Origin of the sequence: Shewanella sp. Isolate13 (genome assembly GCF_022398325.1) — a bacterium.
Taxonomy (GTDB): Bacteria; Pseudomonadota; Gammaproteobacteria; order Enterobacterales; family Shewanellaceae; genus Shewanella.
Genome location: NZ_JAKEVD010000021.1, coordinates 59368 through 83997, shown reverse-complemented (window position 1 = coordinate 83997; position 24630 = coordinate 59368). Strand labels below are relative to the sequence as shown.

Sequence of the window (24630 nt, the reverse complement as noted above, 5' to 3'; positions counted from 1 at the left end):
ACTTATAACAAGTCACACAGGCGCCCCCACCTTCTTGATCGTCATACATTTCGTCCATGAAATCCCTATCAACGTCTATTGATATAACTTGCAGTGGATTAATCCGTTTTCGCTTTAAAAAGCGCGCACGCTTCTTTTCATGTTCTGATTTGATTCTTGCGACTCGGTCAGGGTCTTCCAAGCTAGATAGAGGCGTATCTTTTCCTAACCAATAAAACGTACCGTCGCCTTTGTCATTTTCAGCCGCTTTTTCATATCGTTTAGCTTCTTCGAATGCTTCAGGGTGTAACTCTCTAAGCCTTACCCACTCTATCTTTCTTTGATAAAAGCAGAATGTACAACCGCTTCGAGAACGCCAGTCGTAGTAACCAGGTAGTCCTTTTGCTTGTGAAGAATTAGGGTTGCCCTTTGCTTCTTCAGTATCTGCAAACAAATCTGCATTTTGCAGAATATCTTTCACACCTTGTAGATCGATGTCGTCCTCTCTAAAAGGCATTCTTACCGTGATATTCTTGTTTGCAGTAACTTGGTACCCTTCGCGATAAGGCTCATCAGAACGAATACCTACGTAGGTCACTACTTCATAACCATCATCAAGATATCGTTGGATCCACTTCTCAAATGGTACCAACTTCATTTGAATCGTGCACCAGCGTGCCTGAGGGGATGGTAAATAATTATTATGCTGTTTTAACCAATAATCGAAATCTTTTTTCTCACGATTTGAGGTGCAGATCTCTTCATATGGATCAATAATTTTCTTACCGACATAACCTTCTAATCTATTCACGAAATCAATAACTTCTGGTAACTCCTTGCCTGTGTCAGTAAAGTAATAAATCAGATCGACTTCAGGGTGTTTATCACGCATGTATAGCGCCAGAGCGGCGCTATCCTTACCACCAGACAAACCAAGTACATGGACTTGTTTATCGTTACTCATTAATGACCCCTAAAATTTTGTCTAACTGTTTGCGTAATACAACTGTTTGTTCCGCTATCGACATACCGTTAAGAATTTCCTCAATCTTATTTTGCTGTTGAGAGTGATCTTTACTTTCTAGCTCAGGAGAAGACTTAACACCTTTGTCCGCAAAGTAAGCTGCTTGATTAAAGCGCTCTACGTATTTAGCCAGTTCTACTTTCGCTTTCTCAATAGCAAGGTCATTCCAGTTACGTTCTGCCTTACCAGATAAGAAAGAAATTAGACTTGAAACCCAATCAAACTCACGCGCTTGATTCCACTCACCAACTCTTCGTGCAAAAGTAACTAGCGAAGAATCTGCACTGTAGTCTTCAACAAGTTTTGCAACTCGAACTAGTTCATCGTCCAAACCATTAAACGAATCACTAACCAATGAAATAAACCAATTTAGTAATTCATTATGACGAAGAGTTAGCTCAGAAATAGTCGTTTTAATTTGTTCAATTAACGCTTCATCTGAGTCTGTTTCGAATAGCTTTGGTAAATCTTCTAGCAAAAACTTGTTAGGATCATTTGCGGCAAGTGCTACCCTTCTAAACTCTTTAGTTTTTGAAGATAATGTCTGTGTGCTTTTTACAAAAGGCGATAGCATTGCAACAAAGCCAACAAAGCTCTGAGCTACTGCTAACGTACCATTTTCATGGCTCTGAGCAGACAGGACCCTATGTAGTGAGTTAATATGCGATGCCTTTACGCCATCGACTTCATAGAAACGAACACCGACTTGTTCTGGTGCTCTTGATACTTTATTTACAAATTCATCATCAGGTTCTGTGATAAATGCAAACTTATTAGTTACGTCTTTGTCATAAAAAGCAAGTGTATCAATTTGAGACAATAACAAAGCTAAAGTCCATACTGGCACCACACCTAAAGAAATTCCGTAAGGTTCACTATTCCAAAGTTCGTAAATCTCTTTTACTGTTACGATTCTTTGTTTGTTAGATTTAATTAATTCTAACGCAGCCCCCCAAGCATGATAAAGATTTTCATCTCTTGACTTTAAAGGTGTGGAAAACTCATATTCTCCAGAGTCTGCATTCCATAAGTGGATACAAGAATTTTTTAAAACTGACTTATACATCGCCATCTCAGGTGGATAACCTTCAATGCCTAAATTTTCTTCAAAGTGCTCATTAACCATCAAAGACAGAAGTTTATTTCGTGCAGCAATAGCTGTACCAGAAGGTTTCGCACGGTTAATTAATTCATTAATCAACTTTGGTGATCTGTTGAAAACCTGATCTGCTAATTCGCTAGCAACACTTGAAAAATTCTTTACATCTAGTCTTTGTCCTTTGAAATACCAATTTGCTTGTTCAAAAAACTTTTGATGTAAAGTATTAAATTCTACTTTTAGTAGCGAGAGTTTCGCGTCTAACTCTCGCTTAGCAATATTGTCATGTTGTAGCGTTGAATTAGTCCTTGCTATGTGCTCTAAACCTAAAAGATCTAAAATAATACTTTTTATTTGCTCTTGAATACTCGTCGATTTACCAAAAATGACATTGCGACTGTCAGCAGACAACTTTGCAGCGTCATCATCTAGCAGCAGAACAAAAGCCGAAAATTGTGATGAATTTAAATTTTTCTTTGAAAACGATGCATGGTCATATTCTCCCACACACACTGTTTTCAGCATCCAACGAAAAACACCTTTTTTATGGTAATGCCCTTTCGCTACGACTTGGTCTGCTTCATCAGAAAGCCGCGCTTTCCATTCCTCAGAGTTTTCATTTTGAGTTCTAAACTTTTCCAGCTCTTCTTCTAGGTCAATATCACTACCTTCAAACACCGCATATGAATTTAGGTGCTTTCTGAAGATAATAATTTTCTCTCTGATCAACTCGTCCAAGTAATCTTGAATTTTGAGGGGAGATAAAGACTCATCCATCGCAGATACAATCACATCTGTTGAAGCGAAGATATTTGAACGACGGCCAAATAAATTAAGCAATGAGACGATTTTTACTATTTCAACTGAATCAGCATTATTACGACTCTCAGCGCGCTCAACAGCGTCTTTTGCGGCCGCCCATGATCGGGAGTCTGGAGATGCTGCAATAAGGTGCTCTAAGTTAGTATTCAGAAAATCATAAAGATTTGATAAACGGTAATTAGTATCTAATGTACTCGACCCCTTAATAAAATCTTGGAAACCATTAGCCTCTGCAGAACTCAAAAAGCTGAAGGTACTTCTCTCGTTCTGACTAAAGCGTCTCTTAGAGATAGGGCCTAATAGTAAGGCGGAAAGTGGGTGCAGTGGCAAACACTTAGTTAATTTGATAGAAATGTCATCTTTTTGAGCAATTGCACTTGAGCTTAAGGCACGTAAAACCTTTTCTACGACACCAACTTTTGGCTCATAACCATTTTTATGGACAATGCTATTTCCAAGTAGCGTTATGGTTTCATCTTCAGAAACATTAAACAAAAGATCAGTATATCTGCCTTGAACTTTTGCCCAGCTGTCACGTGAAGATTGGTTAGAACCTCTCGCATATTCAGCAAACGCTTGATGTAAGAACCCAACAAAAAGACATGGATAATCTAAACGTTCTACATTCTCAGCAAGCTCTTGGAAAAACTGTAAGTCTGCATTTTTAGAATTTAAGAAATCTAAAGATTTGCCCATTTCATCATACAAAATGACCATACCGTCAAATTGTTTTTCAACTTCTACTTTTAGACTTTTTAACTGACGAATGAAATCTTTAGTATCAGCGACATTAGCTTCAACTAGAATACCATGTGCACTACACTCTTTTGCGATAGCGCCCCATAAAGACGTTAAAGGTTCAGAAAAATCACTAACAAACTTAACCGTTAGCCATCCCTTTTTAACCTTGATGTTTTTATAGAGCTCTTTTGCGTAGGTATCACCAACTATCGTCCTTGCTACCTTTCGTAACGAACTTTTATCACTTAACAGACCAGCAAGTAGTAGTGCAATTGTAGATTTACCTGAACCGTAAGGCCCAGTAACTGTAAACACTCTTCTATTAGCTTGAGCATAATTATCGCTAATTACTCGTAATGAATGAGCTGCAGTACCGTGAAAAACAAAACCGTTGAAAAACTGACCTTTAGAGTCCAAATCGGTATCTATTCGTGTAGCGCGTGAATATCTGATGTTAACGTCTATATGTTCTTTTAGATTTGACACTGCTGCCTACTTATACATTTTTTTTAAAAAAGCTAGATTCGAGTCTTTTGAAAGTACACTTTCATCAGTAATTTGTATTTGACGCAAACCCTGCGTATCAGTCCAGTCGATCGCACCGTTAGTGAGTTTTGCTACCGCGTCAAGTCTACGTTCGACCTCAGATTGCGACATCCTAAAGATTCTCGCAGGGCTGCCAGGAGCCATTAAGAACGAATCAAAAGCAAGTGTTCGAGCCAATTTGTTTCTTTCTTTTAGATAACAAAAATACTCCAATACACAAAATGTAAACACTTCATTAGACAAAGTGACGCGCTCTTCTAATTCACAAGAATATGAAGATTTATCAACTTGTTTGATTAAACCTAATTCAGAAAGCGGAGATGCGAAGCTATCTTCAGTTTTCTTGGAAGAAGTACTGCTTGTGTACATCAAAAATAAAACACCTAAGTCTTTCTTTAGACTGCTATCTGATGGCGCTTTTAATACTTGTGCTTTCTTAGTATCAGCAATGAAGTTTTGTTTTGAAAACAGGTGTTGTAGGAAGTCAAATAAAACTCCTCTATCAACAGTCAACCCATTGTAATAATTAAAGAAAACCTTAATTGATGTAAGTTCAAGATGATCGTGACAAAGTAGCCAATGAATAATCCAGAGTGACTCAATATTTTCTAAGTATGGATCATTACTATGAACAACACTGTAGGGACCAATATCTTGTTCTGCCCCAGCTTGCCGTGCCCAATACTTGATCGCTTCAACCATGTTCTTACCAACGCCCCATTCCACCATGAGCTCATCAACTTGATTTAGTTTAGATGTGTCAGTTTCGGCATACTTGTAAAGCCACCCATAACGCAACGGGAAGGTCTGGTGACCGGAAAATTTTGCTGTGAAATTACTCAAATTTGCCTCTTAAGTCTCATTCCGCTGTAGGAATGAATACTTCTATACTTATAAAATTTCTGTCTAGATTGTACAGTAAAACTTTAAATTTTCCACATGGACTTAGTCAAATTAAAAGCATAATAGAACAATGACTTAAGTCACGAAAAAACCTTTCAACCCGTAACATTCTGCGAACTAATCAAAATATATACAGAACTGTCGGCTACATCACCGTTTCAAAGCTGTCCAAAAGTTCTAAACGTAAGCATTTCAAAAGTAATTCTAATATGAATTACTAAGATACAATGTCACCTACCGGACAAACCTATAAAATATCCAGTGATGTTGTACAAAGCTCCTTGCTATTGAACGAAAATTGACTGTAGATTCCAGCTTATTGTTATTTATGAGTTATTTAAAATATGGCGTGTTCAAAACACTAATCACTCATCCATTTTGTTAAACTAGCATATTTACAATTAAAAAATCGGCTAATCATAAACTTAAGTAGATTACTTGAGCCCGTTCAATAAACAAAAAAGCCGCAGTCTGCTGCGGCTTTAACTGTTTAAGACTTAGTAACAGTTTATGGCTTCGGTACTCTCACCCAGCCTTCCATCAATACTCGTGCGCTGCGGCTCATTACGGCTTTATTGACTTGCCACTGGCCATCGACTTGGCTTGCCTCGGCGCCTACTTTAAGTGTGCCAGAGGGGTGGCCGAAGGTTACAAAGCCTTTGTTTACAGCTTGACGTGTTCCCTCGCCTGCTGCCAAGCTGACTAAGGTACCGGGTATCGCGGCTGCAGTGCCAATGGCGACTGCGGCTGTACCCATCATTGCATGGTGCAGCTTGCCCATAGATAGTGCGCGAACATTGAGGTCTATGTCCGTTTTGGCAATTGCTTTACCACTTGATGAGGTGTAATCAATAGGCGCTGCAACAATCGCTACTTTTGGTGTGTGTTGGCGGGTAGCGGCTTCATCGATATGTTTAATCAAGCCCATTTGCACTGCGCCATAAGCGCGAATGGTTTCAAACATGGCAAGCGCCTTGGCATCGCCGTTTATGGCCTCTTGCAGCTCAGCACCTGTATAACCTAGCTCGCTGGCATTGATAAACACTGTTGGAATACCTGCGTTAATCATGGTGGCTTGTAAGGTGCCACTGGCAACAATGTCTGTAGGTACGGCTAAGTCATCGATCAAGTTTCCCGTTGGGAACATAGCGCCTTCACCATCTGCTGGGTCTAAAAACTCAACTTGCACCTCAGCTGCGGGAAAGGTCACACCATCAAGCTCGAAATCGCCGGTCTCTTGCACTTCACCATTGGTGATAGGTACATGAGCTATGATGGTTTTTTGAATGTTCTTTTGCCAAATTCGCACGACCGCAATGCCGTTGTGAGGAATGCGGCTGCTGTCGACTAACCCATTGCTGATCGCAAACGAACCAACTGCTGCGGTCAAATTGCCGCAGTTACCGCTCCAGTCAACAAATGGTCTGTCGATAGCCACTTGACCAAATAAGTAATCTACGTCGTGATCGGCTTTATCACTTTTGGCGAGGATTACAGTTTTACTGGTACTGGATGTTGCGCCGCCCATGCCATCTGTGTGTTTACCGTAAGGATCTGGACTACCAATGACTCTCAGTAACAAGTTGTCTCTCGCGCTGCCAGCAACCTGCGCGTCAGCTGGCAAGTCGGTTAAATTAAAAAACACCCCTTTACTGGTGCCACCACGCATATAGGTGGCTGGCACTTTAATTTGTGGGGCAAATACTGGTTTTTGATCCGTTGTAGTGGTCATGTTTTTTCCGTTTGAATGCTGGTTTGGCCGCTTAGTCAGTTTTGATATTTGCGTTTTCTTTAAGAGTTAACCCAATTTGGAGCTAACCTTGCATGGTATCTAACCCATGCAAGGCTTATTTTTAACAGCAAGAATTAAAGATGAAAGATTAAAGCTCTACTCTTAATCCGCTGATGGCTCTCTTGAAGACTCCTAGCTAGCTGAAGACTCCTAGCTAGCTGAAGACTCTTCATTACGTTGAAGACTCTTCATTACGTTGAAGACTCTAAAAAATCTTGGGCGAAGCGTTGCAGTATGCCGCCTGCTTCGTAGATAGAGACTTCATCTAAAGTGTCGAGTCGGCACTTAACTGGGATCTCAACGGTTTCACCATTTCGGCGAGTCATGATCACGGTTAGCAATGCGCCCGGCGTTCGCTCGCCATGCACGTCAAAGGTTTCGGTACCGTCAATTTGATAAGTATGGCGGCTGTCACCTTGAGTAAACTCCAGCGGTAATACGCCCATACCTACAAGGTTAGTACGGTGAATACGCTCAAAACCTTCGGCTACAATCACTTCAACACCCGCTAGGCGAACCCCTTTTGCGGCCCAGTCACGACTTGAGCCTTGGCCGTAGTCTGCACCTGCAATGATGATCAGCGGTTGCTTGCGATCCATGTAGGTTTCAATCGCTTCCCACATGCGCGATTCAACACCTTCTGGTTCTATGCGAGCGTAAGAGCCTTGCTTGACTTCAACTTCACCATTACGGCCAGTCTGGGTCACCATTTCGTTAAACAACTTAGGGTTAGCAAAGGTTGCACGCTGGGCGGTTAAGTGATCGCCGCGGTGGGTAGCGTAAGAGTTAAAGTCCACCTCTGGTAAGCCCATTTTATGTAAATAGGCACCTGCTGCACTGTCCAGCATAATGGCATTGGAGGGTGACAGGTGATCGGTGGTGATGTTGTCACCCAGAACCGCTAACGGACGCATGCCTTTCATGGTGCGCTCGCCTGCTAACGCCCCTTCCCAGTATGGCGGACGACGAATATATGTACTTTGTGGACGCCATTCATATTGAGGATTGGTGCTGGTGCCATATTCAACTTTAATATCAAACATCGGCTCATACACTTGGCGGAACTGCTCTGGTTTTACGCTCTGAGCAATAACTGCGTCAATCTCTTCATCTGATGGCCACAGATCTTTGAGTAAAATATCATTGCCGTGTTCGTCTTGGCCTAAAGCGTCTTTTTCAATATCAAAGCGAATCGTACCGGCAATAGCGTAGGCAACCACTAGAGGCGGCGATGCAAGGAACGCTTGCTTGGCGTATGGATGAATACGACCATCGAAGTTACGGTTACCACTGAGTACCGCGGTGGCATACAGATCGCGATCGATAACTTCTTGCTGAATAACCGGATCTAACGCGCCGCTCATGCCGTTACAGGTAGTACAAGCAAAGCCGACGATACCAAATCCAAGGGCTTCAAGCTCTGGCAGTAGATTGGCATCTTCTAAATACAGTTGCACCGCTTTTGAGCCGGGTGCCAATGAGGTTTTCACCCAAGGCTTACGGGTTAAGCCTTTAGCATTGGCGTTACGGGCAAGTAGACCTGCGGCAATCACGTTACGTGGATTAGAGGTATTGGTACAACTGGTAATGGCGGCAATAATACACGCGCCATCTGGCATTAAGCCTGCTTCTTCTTCCGCTTTGTTGGCGTAAGGCGCACTTATGCCCTTATCTGCTAAGTCGGCTGTTGATACACGGCGATGCGGATTAGACGGCCCTGCTATGTTGCGGCCTACGCTTGATAAATCAAAACGCAGCACACGCTCATATTCAGCATCTTTTAGGCTATCCGCCCACAGGCCTGCTTGTTTAGCATAGATTTCCACCAGCTTAACTTGCTTGTCGTCACGGCCAGTTAGCTTTAAGTAATCAATGGTTTTTTCATCGATATAGAACATGGCTGCTGTGGCGCCAAACTCTGGGGTCATGTTAGAGATGGTTGCGCGATCGCCAAGAGTTAAGTTGCTTGCACCTTCGCCAAAGAACTCAAGATAAGTTGAAACGACTTTTTCGTTACGCAAAAACTCGGTGATTGCCAGTACAATGTCGGTGGCGGTAATGCCGCTTTGACGCTCGCCCACCAGCTCTACGCCTACAATATCTGGCAGACGCATATAAGATGGTCGACCTAGCATTACACTTTCGGCTTCTAAGCCACCTACGCCGATAGCGATTACGCCTAAGGCATCAACGTGCGGAGTGTGGCTGTCGGTGCCAACTAAGGTATCTGGAAAGGCAACGCCGTCGCGTGCTTGCACAACTGGCGACATTTTCTCTAAATTAATTTGATGCATAATGCCGTTACCCGGCTGGATCACATCAATGTTCTCAAACGCAGTTTTGGTCCAATTGATAAAGTGGAATCTATCGTCGTTACGTCTGTCTTCAATGGCGCGGTTTTTTTCAAATGCGTCTTTTTCAAAACCAGCATGTTCTACCGCAAGCGAGTGATCCACAATTAACTGGGTCGGCACCACTGGATTTACTTTTGAAGGGTCGCCGCCCTTTTCTGCGATAGCATCACGTAAACCTGCTAAATCCACTAGTGCGGTTTGGCCGAGAATATCGTGGCAAACCACTCGTGCAGGATACCAAGGAAAATCTAAATCACGCTTACGTTCGATGATCTGTTTTAGGCTAGCGGTTAATGTGTCTGGCGAGCAGCGACGTACTAGGTTCTCGGCATAAACACGAGAGCAATAAGGCAGCTTGGCGTAAGCACCTGGGCTAATAGCATTCACGGCCGCTTCGGTATCGAAAAAGTCTAACTCTGTGCCGAGCAAGGGTTTACGGTAATTCGTATTCATTGGAGTCATAATGCGTTCCAGTTTAAATATGGTGCAAGGTTCTAGGTGCTAGGTTCTAGGTGCTAGAGCGTTCGCAAGCTCACTGCTAGGACGCTTCGCGGCTAGAACGGGCTAATACCTCTTAAAAGAGCCCTGCTATACAGTCAAAAGCTAAGATAAGGTACTAGGTTCGAGGACGCTTCTAGGACGCTTCGCGGCTAAAGCGGGCTAATACCTCTTAAAATAAGCCCTTCTATACAATCAAAAGCCTAACAAGTGATGCTGTTATCTTTTGACTGTATAGGATCTAGCAGGAGCGTAGCGACGCTCTAGCAGTGACGTAGTCACGTTCTAGTCTCTAAGTTCTAGCTTCTATCTCTCACTAATAGGTGTCACCGTACGTGGCTCGCTACCGGTATAGTCTGCGCTTGGGCGGATAATACGGTTGTTTGAGCGCTGCTCCATTACGTGTGCAGCCCAACCTGTTAAGCGTGAACAAACAAAGATAGGTGTAAATAACTTAGTTGGAATGCCCATAAAGTGATATGCAGAAGCATGGAAGAAGTCGGCGTTACAGAACAGCTTTTTGGTGTCCCACATAAACTCTTCACAAGCGACTGAGATATCGTAAAGTGAGGTATCACCAAACTCATGTGCTAGCTTTTCAGACCAAGCTTTGATGATCACGTTACGTGGATCAGACTCGCGGTAAATTGCGTGACCAAAACCCATGATCTTCTCTTTACGTGCAAGCATGCCTGCCATTTGCTCTTTTGCATCCGCTGGCGATGTGAACTTTTGGATCATATCCATTGCTGCTTCGTTAGCGCCACCGTGCAGTGGCCCGCGCAATGTACCGATTGCGCCAGTGATACATGAGAACATGTCAGATAAAGTTGATGCACACACACGAGCAGTAAAGGTAGATGCGTTGAACTCATGCTCAGCGTACAAAATTAGCGACACATCCATTACGCGGCGGTGTTGCTCAGATGGCGCTTTGCCATTAAGTAGGTGTAAAAAGTGACCACCAATTGAATCTTCATCAGTTACACAGTCAATTTCAACACCTTCGTGAGAGAACTTGTACCAGTAACACATAATGGCAGGAAACGCTGCTAGTAAGCGGTTAGCCGCTTTGTTTTGCTCGTTAAAGTCGTTTTCAGGCTCTAGGTTACCTAAAAAAGAACAACCTGTACGCATCACATCCATTGGGTGAGCATCTGCAGGAATACGTTGTAACACCTCTTTTAAGGCTTGTGGAAGATCGCGCTGAGCGAAAAGCTCAGTTTTATAGTGATCAAGCTGAGTTTGATTAGGTAATTCACCGTTAAACAGTAAATAGGCCACTTCTTCAAACGATGCGTTATCGGCAAGATCTGCTACGTCATAACCGCAATAGGTTAATCCCGAACCTGACTTACCCACTGTACATAAAGCTGTTTCGCCTGCGCTTTGTCCGCGTAGACCTGCTCCGCCTAACTTTTTATCAACCATTGCTCTCTTCCTTTTATTTGTTGGGCCCGTCAGGGTTAACCGCGGGCTTTTTATATTTATTACGTTAGCGCTTATCCATCACACTAACGTTTGTAAGGTACTGCCTTTTGTTTACAATTTATGGGGTTAACTATTTACTTTAACCTTGAATTCTCAACCTTTAGCTTATTGAACTTGTTAGCTATTCAATCTTGTTTACAGATTTTTGCCTTCAGCAAATAGCTTATCTAGCTTTTGCTCGTAATCGTGGTAACCCAAGTAATCGTATAGCTCCATGCGGGTTTGCATTGAATCTACCACCGCTTTTTGATCGCCGTTTTCTAAAATTGAGCTATACACCATCTCAGCCGCTTTATTCATAGCTCTAAAAGCACTTAGCGGATACAGCACCATAGATGCGCCCCACTCGCCCAATTGATCTTTATTCCATAATTCTGTTTGGCCAAACTCAGTAATATTGGCAAGGATAGGCACATCTAAAGCATCGGCAAATGCACGGTAATGCTCTTCAGTTTTCACCGCTTCTGCAAAAATGCCGTCAGCACCTGCGGCTACATACGCTTTGGCACGCTCGATTGCTGCCGCTAACCCTTCTTGCGCAAATGAGTCTGTACGCGCCATAATGAAAAAATCAGGATCGGTACGAGCATCAACCGCGGCTTTAATGCGATCGACCATCTCTTCAGTAGACACAATCTCTTTGTTTGGACGGTGACCACAGCGCTTTTGCGCCACTTGATCTTCCATATGCACGGCTGCTGCGCCGGCTTTTTCCATGTCGCGGATGGTTTTAGCAATGTTAAACGCGCCCCCCCAACCAGTGTCGATATCAACCATTAGCGGTAAGTCACAAGCTGAAGTAATGCGCTGTACGTCTACAATCACATCGTTTAACGATGTCATGCCTAAGTCTGGTAAGCCGTATGATGCATTTGCTACGCCGCCGCCTGAAAGATAGATGGCTTGGTGACCGATCTTCTTTGCCATCATGGCTGAATAAGCATTAATGGTACCGACTATTTGTAGCGGCTTGTTGGCGGCTAATGCCTCACGAAACTTCTTACCTGCGCTCATGGCGTATTCCTTATAGTTATTTGCTTGAAATACCAGCTTTTAAAAGGCGATATTCCAAGCTCACTGACAATTGTTTTATCTGTTATTAAATATGTTTATCTGTGCCTTACTGCTTTAAACGATTGTAGCGTTAGCAATCGGCTGCAATATCACTGCATCGTGTGTTCTAGTTTGTTTTCTATGCTCGATTTTGAGTACAAGATATGACGACGCATCAGCATTTCAGCTAATTCAGCATCACGATTACAGATGGCTTGTACAATATGTTTATGTTCATCAAAAGCGGTGGTCACTCTAGGCCCGCTCATACCTAGCTGCACCCGATACATACGCACTAAGTGATAAATGCCATCGAGTAGCATTGAAATTAGATGCTTGTTTTTACTGCCTAGAATGATTCGATAATGAAAGTCGACATCGCCTGCCTCTTGATAATATGACTGACCGGATTTAACTTCGTTGAAGTGACTGCTTAGTAGCGATTGCAGATCGGTTATTTCCTGATCGGTCATATTTAATGCGGCAAGTCTTGCGGCCATACCTTCAAGCGACTCGCGCACTTGATATAACTCAAGTAACCCTTCGGCAGTTAAACTCACCACTCTGGCGCCGACATTGGCCTTACGTTCAACTAAATGGCTAGCCTCGAGGCGGTTAATGGCCTCTCGGATCACCGCGCGGCTAACACTGTATTTTGTCGACAACTCTGTTTCACTTAACTTTGAGCCCTGCACTATCTCTCCTTCAACTATCTCTTTACGCAGTTGAAAAAAGGTTTTATCGGCACTGGTAATAGGCTGTTCGTTAAAAAATGTCATCAAATATTCGAATATTAGTGCTTAATGGATTGTCGACAATCTAGCCAGATTAAACATTATAGTCAACAGTAAACCAACAAATTGTCGACAAAGTAGGAGTAAAGTCTAAGGGACAGCTAGGGGATAAATTAGCAAGGTAGGACGGAAATCTTTACGCTTTTATGCCTTTGCCAATAGCATGGCCGTAGGTTTGGCTTTAAATTTGGTTGTGAGTTTAGGCAATGTATGAGTTTAGCCAAAATAAGTATATTGAGTTGACTGATACTGGCCAAAGAGCGAAGGAAGAGGAAATGCTCTTTGTCGTACGGTATTAAAGCACTAAAACAGTACTCAACAACCGCATCTTAAACGGGAAGAAAGATGCAGCGCTATGCACTGCATCTCTGTTTAAGCGGTCTATTGGTTTAAACAATTTATGGATTGGCGCTAGTGCGACTCACTATTTGGTTGCTCCTTACTGTTTAAGTGCCAGTCGCCTCCTAATGCTTTATGCAATCCCACGGTTAGGTGTGCGGTTTGCAGTTTAGCTGTGACAATGCGATCTTTCATTGCATTTTGCTGACGCTGAGCATCTAAGATCGACAGATAATCACTCAAGCCTGCTCGGTAAAGGGATTTAGCCTTGTTCACCGCAATATTAGTCGCCTCGGCCGCATAAGTTACCCGCTCTACATACTGTTGACTGTAGCCATAGCCCTGCAATAGGGTTTCGACTTCGCCAAATGCACCAATGACCGACTGCTGGTAGCTTAATACGCTCATATCAAATCTAGCTTGCTGCATATCGACAATGGCATCACCTCGGCCGCCATCGAACACATTCCAACTTATACCGATACTTGCCGCCCAAGATATTGAATCACTGCTGAAAAGATCGTCAAAATCCTTTGCCAAGACGCCCGGGGCGCCAGTGAGAAATACTTTAGGATATTGTGAGGCAACCGCAGCAGCCCTTTCTTCGCTTATCGCGGCCATTTCACGCTCAGCAATACGGATATCAGCTCTTCGATTCAGTAGATCTGAGGGTAAACCAGTAGGAATGATCCCATCAAAATCAGGTAGCGAGCTTTGCTTTCCTATTCTTTGTTCTATCTGCTTCGGCGTTTCGCCTAATAGAAAAGCCAAGCGCTGCTTATGAACATTTTTGGCTATTTCTAATTGCGGCACCACGGCTTGAGTTGCAGCTAACATCGCCTCAGCCCTAGCCTTATCCAGTGAGGAGCCATAGCCACTTTTTACCATCTGCTCAACAAGCCTTAAGGTCTGTTTTTGATCTTCTATGGTATTAAGTGCTATTTGTTTTCGGTCCTCAGCGCCCCGTAGCTGTAGATAGTTATGAATGACGTCGGATGTGATCAGTGTGGTGAGCCCTTCACGCATTATCACCACCTGCTCTTTTCTAATCCCAGCCGCATTGGCTTGACTGTCGATGCGGCCAAAAAGATCCAGCTCCCAGGCGATGCTCGCTCCAGCAAAAAAAGCACTGTTATTATCATCGACTAAACCCAGTTTATAGCCATTGATAGGATTGACTGCGGTAATCGCCGAGCCCAGCAATGGGTCATTCTCACTGAGTTGATAATTTGCGAAGCCAGCACCTAAGTTAACCGTCGGCACTTTAAAGGACTCGATTGCGCTTTGATAGGAACGCGCCATACGGATCTGCTCGGCTGCGATCTTGAGCGGTACCGACTGCTGCTGAGCATCCCTCACCAATTGATTTAATACAGGGTCATTAAATTGCTGCCACCAATAGTCAGCTTGCTGCTGACTTTTTGCCTGTTTACTCTGCGCTTGTTTGTTCAACGCAAGGTTTGTTGCTTCAGGGCTTGTATCAGCTAGATACAGGTATTCGCTGTCTAACTGTACATTTGGTTTTTCATACTGTGGCCCAACGGCGCAACCAGTTAGTAAGATAGCAATGGCCACAGGGGCTAATGTAGACATTTTCATATTAGTTTTGCTCCTGTGAGGAATAGATTGCAGTCTTTTCCTGAGGCTGGTTTTGCGGCGTGTTTTGGGTTTTGTCTTGGCTATTGTCTTGCGCCTCCTTAGGCGCTTTATCTCGATAAAATAGGCAGTAAAATGCCGGCATAATAAACAGAGATAACACTGTCGCCGCGGCTAGTCCGCCGATAATGGTGGCAGCCATCTGATCGAACAATCTGTCGGATAATAATGGGATCATGCCCAGAGCCGTGGTTAACGCCCCCATAGAGATCGCCATGGTTCGGTTGACCGTGGCTACCGTCACCGCTTCATGGATAGGTCGGTTCTTTGCACGCTCTAGCTCAATCTGATCCATTAATACGATGCCATTTTTAACGATCATCCCCATCAAGGTGATTGCACCAATCAGTGCCATAAACCCAAAAGGCTTATCGAGCAGTAATAACGTCCAGATCACCCCAATCGTGGCCAATGGCAAGGTGATTAAAATAATGGCAGGTTGCCTAAAACCATTGAACATCGCGACCATGATTATCACCATCATCAACAAGGCCTTTGGTAATTGGTTTAGGGTGTCGTTAATAGCACGGTTTTCATCATAGTACTCGCCGCCCCACTCAAACGAGTAACCCGCTGGTAGTGGTATCGCTTCAATTTGATCTTTTATTTGGTTTCGCACCTGAGCTGGTGTTGCTCCGAACACATCGGCTTGGGCGGTAATTGTTGGCACTCTGTCACGACGCCAAATCACGCTCTGCTCAGATTGAAGTTCAAAACCATCGACAACTTGACCGAGAGGAACACTGTGTATGCCCAGCAGTGAACGCACGGTTAAGGTTTCCAAATGACTTAAATCGCTGTGAGGACTCCTAAAGTTAATTGGAATAAGTTGATCGCCTTGGTTGAGTGTTCCTAAAGGTACCCCTTCAGCGGCTCGCTTGATTGCCAATGAGATATCGGTACGGTTCACGCCAGCCAAACGCGCTTTTTCTTGATTTATCAAAGGTGTAATAACTTTACTCGGTTGACGCCAATCATCCCTTACATATTTAGCATTGGGATGTTGCTTCATAATAGTTTGTGCCTGCTCTGACAAACCTTGCAGCACCTTAGGATCACTTCCGGTAAAGCGTGCTTCAACGCTAAACTTGTCTTTCGTCGCAAGTTTTAGAGAGCGAAAACGTGGCTCCGCATTAGGAAACGTCTGAGCCAACCATAGATCTCCTCGCTGACTCAATTCGCTAATACCTTCGTAATCTTTGACGTTAATGACAATTTGACCATAGCTTGAATCATAGGGTTCAGGTTCAACGGTTACCGAGAAGCGAGGCGCACTGGCACCGACATAACTCGAGACTGATGAGACTTCCGCTTGCTGCAGCAGCCAGCCTTCTATTTTTTTCATGTCAGCGGAGGTTTGCTCAATTTTGGCACCGTTTGGTAACCAGTAATCTAGGAATACTAAAGGCCTGTCTGAGCTTGGAATAAAATTGATAGCAACATAAGGCACGGCCATAGCAGTGATCAGTAATAAGGGAATGACAGAACCGATAGCCTTACGTGGATTCATCACAGTCCATTTAATCAGCATCTGATAGCGACTGACTTTTTGTTCGGCTTGTTGTTTGTTTTTAGAGGGCTTACACCATAACCAACATAACAGCGGCGTTAAGGTAACGGCCACCAGCCAGGAAAATAGCAATGATGAGCAGATAATCAAGAAGACTGAGCTTGAAAACTCCCCCGCATCGGTTTTTGAGAACAGTACTGGTGTAGCCCCCATGATAGCAATCACAGTTGCAGCAAGGAGTGGCTTTGACGTTTCTTTCACCGCATCGATGGCCGCTTGAGTCCGCTCCATGCCCTTATTAAGCTTCACTATGATGAGATCGGTGATCACAATGGCATTATCAACCAACATACCCAGCGCGAGTATGAAGGTACCAAGGGATACCCGCTGCAGATCGACCCCAGCAATGTACATATAGATAAGCGTGAGCAAAATGGTAAACATCAGGCTGCTACCAACGATTGTCGCGCTCTTAAAGCCCATAAAGATAAGTAGCACAGCAAATACTATCAGCACGCTTTCTAGCAGATTAGTAACAAAATCAGCTATCGACGCATTCACTTCGTCCGGTTGAAATGCGATGGTGCCTATTTCAATGCCCACAGGAAGCGTCTGCTCATAGTCCTCTATAATTTGAGTGAGTTCTTCTCCTAGACTAACCACGTTAATCCCGTTTACAGGACTCACGGCTAAGGTAACGCCCGGCATTCCATTGAAGCGACTCATGCTGGTGGCCGGAGTTTGATAGCCCAAGCTAATTTCAGCGATATCACCAAGGCGAATTAGCCCTGTACTGTAGTTTCCCGCGCCGCCTTTAATGGTCAGATCTTTAATATCTTGTATGCTTTTAAACGCACTACTTTGATTGATTCGGATCCGCTCAGCCCCCACAGGGAAACTGCCACTGTCGTAGGTGAGATTTTGAGTGGCCAACTGATTAATGACTTGCGCCGAAGAGATCCCATATTGAGCTAAGCGCTCATCAGGCAGATCAACATAGATCGCTTGTTGCTGTACACCATGCAGCTCAATTTTTTTAATGCCTTCTATAGTCTTTAGCCGGCGTTGTAACTCTTTGGCATATTGGCGTAGCGCTTCTGGATCGGCATCTTTACCATGTACGCTAAAGAGCATGCCATAGACTTCAGAAAATTCGTCTTGAACGATACTAAGCTGTGCCGTTGCAGGTAGTGACAGCTTTACATCGTTCATTTTTCGCCTGAGCAGATCCCACTCCTGTGGTAAATCTTTTGAGCGGGTCGATTCCTTAAGATCGATAAAAATCATGGAGCTACCTGGGCGCGATAGTGAACGTAACTTCCACATGGAACCCATCTCTTGTAGCTTAGTCTCAATTTTATCTGTTACTTGTTGCTCCACTTCTTGGGCCGAGGCGCCCGGGTAGAGAGTGACAACAACAGCACTCTTAACGGTAAAGGACGGATCTTCAAGCTTACCGAGTTCAAAATAGGAAATGAGTCCTACGATGACGCATAGGACACTAAAGAACAGCACAAATACGCGTTGTTTTATGGCAAATTCAGCTAAATTCATCATGACTCCTAGTAACTCGCAGACATTACAAGTGTCTGAGCAATCGCTTGATCAGGCTTTAGGAAGTCAACACCGCTAACAATGAGTTCATCGCCCTGCTTAAGCTCTCCCTCCGCAATGACGCATGATTTTTGCATTGCATTAAACCTGATATGCTTCACTACGACTTTTTGTTGCTCTAGGGTATAGACCTGACCAAGGTTTCCTTGAGCAATCTCATCACTGCGGGGCTCATCATCTCCCCCATTAACAAGTGCACTGTATGGAATACAGTACTGATTTGACGTCGCCTTCATATCGACGGAAACCGTTACCGATTTGCCAGGCATCAGTGTGTGATTAGCTTGATCTATGGTGTATTGCACTGTGTAAGTTTGCTTAATGGGATCGGCAAGGGTATTCATTTCACTGAACGTTGCGGTCAAAGGTTTATCGTTCCCAAACCAGCTAACTGATACTGGTTGCAGACCATTGATTGAAGCCATCATGTTTTCAGGTACGTCTATTACAGCCTTTAACTGTGATGGCTGATGAATGGAAAACAGAGAAATACCTGGTGAGGTTTGCTCGAAGGTCTCTTGAGATTGAGATGCTATCACGCCATCAAAGGGCGCTTTAAGCTCGGTGTATGCCAATGCGTCTTGCGCTTTTATCAGATTCTGCGTCACCACATCAACCATGGCTAGACTGCGCTTATAACCACTTTTTGCTCTATCTAAATTGACTTGAGATATCGCATCATCTGCTATCGCTTGCTTAACCCTAGCTAATTCGGCGCTTGCTAACTGATGTGAAGCCTTTGCTTCGGCCAGTCGCGCTTCTAGCTCAACCACTGTGACTTGGTAATCGTGAGGCTCGAGTCTTGCTAGCACTTGCCCTTTGACGACCTTGTCGCCAGTCTTAACTAAGATTTTCTCAATGGTACCTGGAACTCTAAACGCTAGACGTGCCGCTTGGCTTGCCTCTAATACGCCGGAAAATTGTTTCGAATTACTCTCTGACTTATCGCCTAAGCGCATGATTTGCACAGGACGTTGGACGACTGAAGACGGTATTTGCTCCTGTGTTTGAATCTGTACTTGAGTCTGTGCTGGCGCATCACTGCAACCAGCAAGTATAGAAATAGATAACGAAGTGACGCCAAGGCTGGCGAATGTTTTACTAGAAACCGTCATTACACGCTCCCAAATGAGTTAATGTGGGAGAGTGTAAGTGTTTAAGCTAATTAGATAATCGCCATTACATGCACAAGACTGTCACGAATATCATTACAATTTTATGAGTTCAGGCAGTTCTTGTAACAGAAAATCAATCAATAACCGCGTGGTAAGGCTTATACCTTTCCTGTCAGGATAGATAAGCCAGACATCCTCTTTCTTTGACTCATACTCAGGTAGCACCCGAACCAGCTCTCCAGACTCAATTGCCGACACGGCATACAGGGGCGGCATAAAGCCAATACCTTGACCACCAACAATGGCTCGGCGAACAAATCCCATATGATTACAACTAAAGCGGCAGCTCATCTTGACGGTGTCAGAGATCAAGTCCCAACTGTTATCGAGCGTTCCATCAGGCCAGCGATAGCAGATAGCATGATGGTCTTCCAGATCAGCTAAGGTTTTAGGGACGCCGTAAAGGTTGAGATATTCCGGGCTCGCGTAGATTGCACGACCAAGACTCAATATTCGTCTCGCAATGAAGCCCGAATCATGGAGCTTACCGGCATAAATAACAAAATCTAAACCTTGGCTATAGATGTCATTTGCGTAGTTATTAGTAATACGCAGATCGATCTCGATATCGGGGTAAAGTTGCTGGAACTTAGCTAGAACCGGTTGCAACGCCTCGTCCCCTTCAGGCAAAAATCCAATTTTCACCTTGCCAATCGGCTTTTCGTTGATATCGAGTAGTTTATTCTTGGCTTGTTCGAGCCCTTCTAATACCTCAAGCAGATCTCGATAATAGATCTCCCCATGTTGGGTTAAACGTAACTGACGCGTTGTTCTGAAAAATAGCTGTGCATTGAGTGACTTCTCAAGCTCGCCTATCCGTCTACTTACGTTAGCGCGGGGCAGATCTAAAGCCGTAGCTGCAGCAGTGAAACTGCCAAGCTTGACCACAATTGTAAAAAGTTTCAGATCTTCTATACGCATTGAACAGCCTCTAACGCCATTATTGGGGGGCTAAAAAAGAGTTACTCTGGCTGCCCCCTAAGTGGCCCGAGTACTACAGGAAAAAACTGTAGCGGTTTTTAATTAATGATCAAAGCTTAACTTGCCCCTTACCATTAATATTTGTGATTAGTCACGTCAAGCTCATGATTCAATGCTAAGTACGTTCAAACAATGTGTTGCTCATCTGATTGTTCACAAATGGTAGCGGCTCTCATCACTACTGGCAGATGATGTATAAAAAGCGCCGGTTCAACTCAAACAGTGTTCACCAAAAGTCTACCCACATCATAAGGTTTTCGACCATTCTCCTATGGTAAATAGTATTTGCTCATGTACACTCATAACATACTGACTTGTAGGATAAGTTCATGAGCCAACGCACTCTTCATACTCTCTTCAAACCTAAATCAGTTGCCATCATTGGCGCCTCAAATAAACCCAAGCGAGCAGGTCATGTGCTGATGAAAAACCTGCTATCAGGCGGTTTTTCAGGGCCTATTATGCCAGTGACCCCAAAATATGAAGCGGTGATGGGGGTGCTAGCTTATCCCAACATCCAAGCCCTACCACTCATTCCTGATCTCGCCATTATCTGCACCGCAGCGAGCAGTGTGCCTGGGATTATCGAAACCTTGGCGCAATTTGGCTGCAAAGTTGCCATCGTCATGGCATCAGGTCTTGCCGATGAGTTTAATGAAGAGGGAGTGAGCCTGTTAGCGCAAATGCAGCAGTTTGCTGGTAGGTATGGCATGCGGATCTTAGGGCCAAACAGTTTGGGCATGATTTTGCCAAACCTTGGACTTAACGTCAGTCTCGCTCATACCAGTGCCCTCCCCGGCAAAATAGCCTTTGTTTCTCAGTCCGCCGCAATCTGTACCACAGTTTTAGATTGGGCCAATAACAAAGGAATAGGTTTCTCCTCCTTTATCTCTTTGGGCGATGCTAACGATATCGATTTTGATGAGCTACTTGATTATTTGGGGCGCGACTCAAAAACCGATGCTATCTTGCTCTATATTGACTCGGTAAACGAAAAACGTCACTTTTTATCTGCCGCTCGTGCAGCCTCTCGTAATAAACCTATCTTAGTGATTAAGTCCGGCCGCAGTATTGAAGGTGGTAGCGCGGCTAAGCTGCATACCGGCGGTATATCAGGTAGCGATGCTGTGTACGAGGCGGCTTTTAGGCGCGCGGGTATGCTACGAGTTAACGACCTGATTGAGCTATTCGCCGCTGTTGAAACCTTAGCGCATTCAAGACCATTACAGGGCGAACGCCTTGGGATCATCAGTAACGGTGGTGGCCCTGCCGTACTGGCACTTGATGAACTGATTTTAGGCGGCGGTAAGCTCCCTGCACTATCGAGTGAGATTTATCAGCGACTTAATGCGTTACTGCCAAAAAGTTGGTCAGGACAAAACCCTGTAGACATAGGCGGTGACTCAGATGCCAAGCGTTACGCTAAGTCCCTCGAGATCTTAATGGATAGCGATGACCTAGACGCAATTTTAATATTACATTCCCCTTCGGCACTGGGTGAGAGCGTCGAGATAGCCCAAGCGATTGCAGACACGATTAATCAGCACCCTAATCGACATAAAATCAATGTACTGACCAACTGGAGTGGTGAAGATTCAGCCTTTGAGGCACGAAAGCTTTTCTCTAAGTCTCGCATTCCAACCTATCGCACCCCTGAAGGCGCCGTAGGAGCATTTATGCATATGGTTGAGTATCGTCGTAACCAAAAACTACTGCAAGAAGTGCCGCAGTCTATTCCGGTTAACATCCCTGCCGACTCAGCTTTAGCAAGAGAGAAACTACAACAAGCTATAAAAAGTGGGAAATCGGTATTAGAAACCCACGAGTCACGCACGATCCTCAATGCTTACGGACTAAAGACCATCGACACTTGGTTTGCAAGTACGCCAGAGCAAGCGGTGGAGTTTGCCAAGCAGGCGGGTTATCCCGTGGCATTGAAAGTGCAGTCTCCCGATATTTTGCATAAATCCGATGTTCAAGGCGTTATGCTCAACCTAACATCAGACATAGAGGTCAGCCAAGCAGCAAACGCCATGATTGAGCGAGTGATCTCGCTGAACCCCGATGCGAAAATTGAAGGGTTAATCGTGCAAAAAATGGCGCTAACTGCCGGTGCGCAGGAGATCCGCATTGCCGTCGCCAACGACCCTGTATTTGGCCCAGCAATATTACTCGGTGAAGGTGGCTCGGAGTGGCAACCGACTAAAGATGCTGCCGTAGCCCTTCCTCCGCTGAATATGACACTTGCACGCTATATGGTGATCCAAGCACTTAAAACCCAGAAGCTTAGAGATAGACATCTTCCACGGGGGCTAAATATGCATGCTCTGTGTGTGTTATTAACACAGATCTCCCACCTGATTATCGATTGCCCGGAAATTGCCACTCTCGATTTAAATCCTGTGCTCTGTGCTGGTGAAGAGATCACCCTGCTTGATGTGAACATAGGACTACAGCAAGAACCTGTCGACAACGCCTCAAGGCTTGCTATCTTGCCTTACCCTAAGGAGCTAGAACAGCTTGCCACGCTTAAAAATGGTAACAAGGTAATGCTAAGGCCTATCCTGCCTGAAGATGAGCCCAAGCATTTAGCTTTCGATAACTCCCTATCGGATGAAGATAGGTATAAGCGCTATTTTGGTGTGCGCTCTAAAATGACACATGAGGAGATGGCGGTATTAACCCAAATTGACTATGCCAGAGAGATGGCCTTTATTGCTACGGCCATGGGTGAAGACGGTGAAGAAACCACTTTAGGCGCGATTCGAGCCTCAATTGATCCCGATAATACCGAGGCTGAATTTGCTATGGCGGTACGCAGTAACTATCAAGGCCAAGGAATTGGTAAGTTGCTGCTCGAGAAGCTAATACGTTACTACAAGAGTAATGACACATTAGTGCTTACAGGCTTTACCATGTTCGAGAACCGTAACATGGCGAGTCTAGCCAAGCACTTAGGCTTTACAGTAACTTTCGACATGGAGGAACGTTTGATCAATATGCACATGGACTTAAAAGCCGATAACTAACCTCTTCCCCATTTCAATAGGCCTTCAATAAAAAGGTATTCAGTAAAAAAGCCATTAACCCGATCCGTTAATGGCTTTTTCTTATTTGTCTAAAATGGCAAGTTGTTCTAAATTGGCGTTTCCATAATTCGTTCACCCACCACACAGTTACGCCCTGATGATTTAGCCCGATAGAGTGCTTCATCGGCACGAATAAAGTAGCTGTCTTTGTCATCGCTTACCTTTAGCGATGCAACGCCAACCGAGACGGTGATATTACCAAGGGGCAACTTTTTCTCTTTCCCTATGGTTAAGTTACGGGCGGCAATCTTAGCCCGCAGATTTTCTGCCACCTTTTGCGCATTCTCATGTGAAGTATTAGGCAGTAAGATAACAAACTCCTCACCACCATAACGCGCGACAAAATCATCGCCTTTTACCGAATTTTTTAGCGCTTGAGCCACGTAGGTCAGCACTTTGTCTCCGATTAGGTGACCGTGGACATCATTGAACTTTTTGAAATAGTCGATATCAACGACCAATAAACTGCTTTCAAAGTTGGATTGGCTAAAACTATTTATGTGGCTGATCACTTCTTTGTCGAAGGCGCGACGATTGTTAAGTGAGGTAAGTTGATCTGTCATCACGACGGAGCGAAGGTCGTCCATCTCCGTCTTTAACGCATCGACCTCTTCGCTCATACTGTTAAGGCTCTTGTCCATTTCAATATTCGCATTGATGATCTCATCGAGCTCTGAGGTGATCCCTTCGACAAGTTTTTGCAGCACAATAGGCTCCGGCTCGTCTTTTAGTGCGGAGTCGAATTCACTTAAGGATTTCGAGAAGCGCGATGTACCACTACTCATGCTGGCAATTTTCGCCAATAAGCCATTTATCAGTACTTGAGTTTCAACCTGGACTTTCTCTATCACTTCAGGTGAGTGAACCTGAATATAGGTTTTATAAAGCTCTTTATTTACGCTAGGAGTAAAGCTGACATTATTGGCTAATAAACCGTCTATTGCCCGCTTAAGATCTAGGTTTATTCCCTTATAGTACTCATACCAAACCGCATAATTCTCGGGCGTGACAGGAATATTTAACTCTGACATCTTAGGTACAGCGTGGCGCAGTATTTTTGCTGACAGCTCGGTTTCAGACAAATGTTGTGCCATATCCATAAGTAAATACCCTCTCGATCGATATCCATAATTATCAATACTTTAAACAAAAAAGAGAGCGTTGCCACCC

At 44.3% G+C, this 24630-nt stretch carries 14 protein-coding genes; 1 reads left to right on the top strand and 13 read right to left on the bottom strand.

Annotated features, from left to right (window positions below; all coding sequences use genetic code 11):
- From L1D44_RS14085 to L1D44_RS14030, 12 genes are all read right to left on the bottom strand, one after another.
- On the bottom strand, positions 1-943 hold a 943-nt coding region (locus tag L1D44_RS14085), incomplete at its 3' end, for a phosphoadenosine phosphosulfate reductase family protein (RefSeq protein ID WP_239891574.1).
- Positions 936-4151: a hypothetical protein gene (locus L1D44_RS14080; RefSeq protein WP_239891572.1), complete on the bottom strand. Its 3216-nt coding sequence runs from the start codon at positions 4149-4151 to the stop codon at positions 936-938. The genes L1D44_RS14085 and L1D44_RS14080, both read right to left, overlap by 8 nt.
- Before the next feature lie 6 nt (positions 4152-4157).
- Positions 4158-5054: a DUF4007 family protein gene (locus tag L1D44_RS14075; RefSeq protein WP_239891570.1), complete on the bottom strand. Its 897-nt coding sequence runs from the start codon at positions 5052-5054 to the stop codon at positions 4158-4160.
- Between the two features lie 568 nt (positions 5055-5622).
- Positions 5623-6846 carry a 2-methylaconitate cis-trans isomerase PrpF gene (gene prpF / locus L1D44_RS14070; RefSeq protein WP_239891568.1) on the bottom strand — a complete coding sequence of 408 codons (1224 nt, stop codon included), beginning with the start codon at positions 6844-6846 and terminating at the stop codon, positions 5623-5625.
- A 251-nt stretch (positions 6847-7097) separates the two neighbouring features.
- Positions 7098-9713, bottom strand: coding sequence for a Fe/S-dependent 2-methylisocitrate dehydratase AcnD (gene acnD / locus L1D44_RS14065; protein ID WP_239891582.1), 2616 nt, complete (start codon positions 9711-9713; stop codon positions 7098-7100).
- A gap of 351 nt (positions 9714-10064) precedes the next feature.
- A complete protein-coding gene (gene prpC / locus L1D44_RS14060) occupies positions 10065-11189 on the bottom strand; it encodes a 2-methylcitrate synthase (RefSeq protein ID WP_239891566.1) in 1125 nt (374 codons plus the stop codon).
- A 195-nt stretch (positions 11190-11384) separates the two neighbouring features.
- A complete protein-coding gene (gene prpB, locus L1D44_RS14055; RefSeq protein WP_239891564.1) occupies positions 11385-12263 on the bottom strand; it encodes a methylisocitrate lyase in 879 nt (292 codons plus the stop codon).
- Between the two features lie 149 nt (positions 12264-12412).
- Positions 12413-13081: a GntR family transcriptional regulator gene (locus L1D44_RS14050; RefSeq protein ID WP_108946655.1), complete on the bottom strand. Its 669-nt coding sequence runs from the start codon at positions 13079-13081 to the stop codon at positions 12413-12415.
- A 426-nt stretch (positions 13082-13507) separates the two neighbouring features.
- On the bottom strand, positions 13508-15034 hold the full coding sequence (locus L1D44_RS14045; protein ID WP_239891562.1) for an efflux transporter outer membrane subunit: 1527 nt from the start codon (positions 15032-15034) through the stop codon (positions 13508-13510).
- A 1-nt stretch (position 15035) separates the two neighbouring features.
- Entirely contained in the window at positions 15036-18158 is a 3123-nt protein-coding gene (locus tag L1D44_RS14040) for an efflux RND transporter permease subunit (RefSeq protein ID WP_239891560.1), read from the bottom strand.
- Positions 18159-18163: 5 nt separating this feature from the next.
- Positions 18164-19330 (bottom strand): efflux RND transporter periplasmic adaptor subunit, encoded by a 1167-nt coding sequence (locus tag L1D44_RS14035; RefSeq protein ID WP_239891558.1) that lies wholly within the window; start codon positions 19328-19330, stop codon positions 18164-18166.
- Positions 19331-19423: 93 nt separating this feature from the next.
- Entirely contained in the window at positions 19424-20311 is an 888-nt protein-coding gene (locus L1D44_RS14030) for a LysR family transcriptional regulator (RefSeq protein WP_239891557.1), read from the bottom strand.
- Positions 20312-20700: 389 nt separating this feature from the next.
- Here L1D44_RS14030 and L1D44_RS14025 point away from each other — a divergent pair, with 389 nt between their 5' ends.
- The gene (locus tag L1D44_RS14025) at positions 20701-23400 is read left to right on the top strand and encodes a bifunctional acetate--CoA ligase family protein/GNAT family N-acetyltransferase (RefSeq protein WP_239891555.1); all 2700 of its coding nucleotides are present in this window, start codon (positions 20701-20703) and stop codon (positions 23398-23400) included.
- Between the two features lie 107 nt (positions 23401-23507).
- Here the strand turns inward: L1D44_RS14025 and L1D44_RS14020 are convergent, their stop codons facing one another.
- Positions 23508-24560 (bottom strand): GGDEF domain-containing protein, encoded by a 1053-nt coding sequence (locus L1D44_RS14020; RefSeq protein ID WP_239891553.1) that lies wholly within the window; start codon positions 24558-24560, stop codon positions 23508-23510.
- Positions 24561-24630: the final 70 nt, after the last annotated feature.

Bases quoted from the DNA above. Each gene is read 5' to 3' on its own strand.
- prpF (WP_239891568.1), bottom strand. From the start codon at position 6,846: ATGACCACTACAACGGATCAAAAACCAGTATTTGCCCCACAAATTAAA.
- acnD (WP_239891582.1), bottom strand. From the start codon at position 9,713: ATGAATACGAATTACCGTAAACCCTTGCTCGGCACAGAGTTAGACTTT.
- prpC (WP_239891566.1), bottom strand. From the start codon at position 11,189: ATGGTTGATAAAAAGTTAGGCGGAGCAGGTCTACGCGGACAAAGCGCA.
- prpB (WP_239891564.1), bottom strand. From the start codon at position 12,263: ATGAGCGCAGGTAAGAAGTTTCGTGAGGCATTAGCCGCCAACAAGCCG.
- L1D44_RS14050 (WP_108946655.1), bottom strand. From the start codon at position 13,081: ATGACATTTTTTAACGAACAGCCTATTACCAGTGCCGATAAAACCTTT.
- L1D44_RS14045 (WP_239891562.1), bottom strand. From the start codon at position 15,034: ATGAAAATGTCTACATTAGCCCCTGTGGCCATTGCTATCTTACTAACT.
- L1D44_RS14040 (WP_239891560.1), bottom strand. From the start codon at position 18,158: ATGATGAATTTAGCTGAATTTGCCATAAAACAACGCGTATTTGTGCTG.
- L1D44_RS14035 (WP_239891558.1), bottom strand. From the start codon at position 19,330: ATGACGGTTTCTAGTAAAACATTCGCCAGCCTTGGCGTCACTTCGTTA.
- L1D44_RS14030 (WP_239891557.1), bottom strand. From the start codon at position 20,311: ATGCGTATAGAAGATCTGAAACTTTTTACAATTGTGGTCAAGCTTGGC.
- L1D44_RS14025 (WP_239891555.1), top strand. From the start codon at position 20,701: ATGAGCCAACGCACTCTTCATACTCTCTTCAAACCTAAATCAGTTGCC.
- L1D44_RS14020 (WP_239891553.1), bottom strand. From the start codon at position 24,560: ATGGATATGGCACAACATTTGTCTGAAACCGAGCTGTCAGCAAAAATA.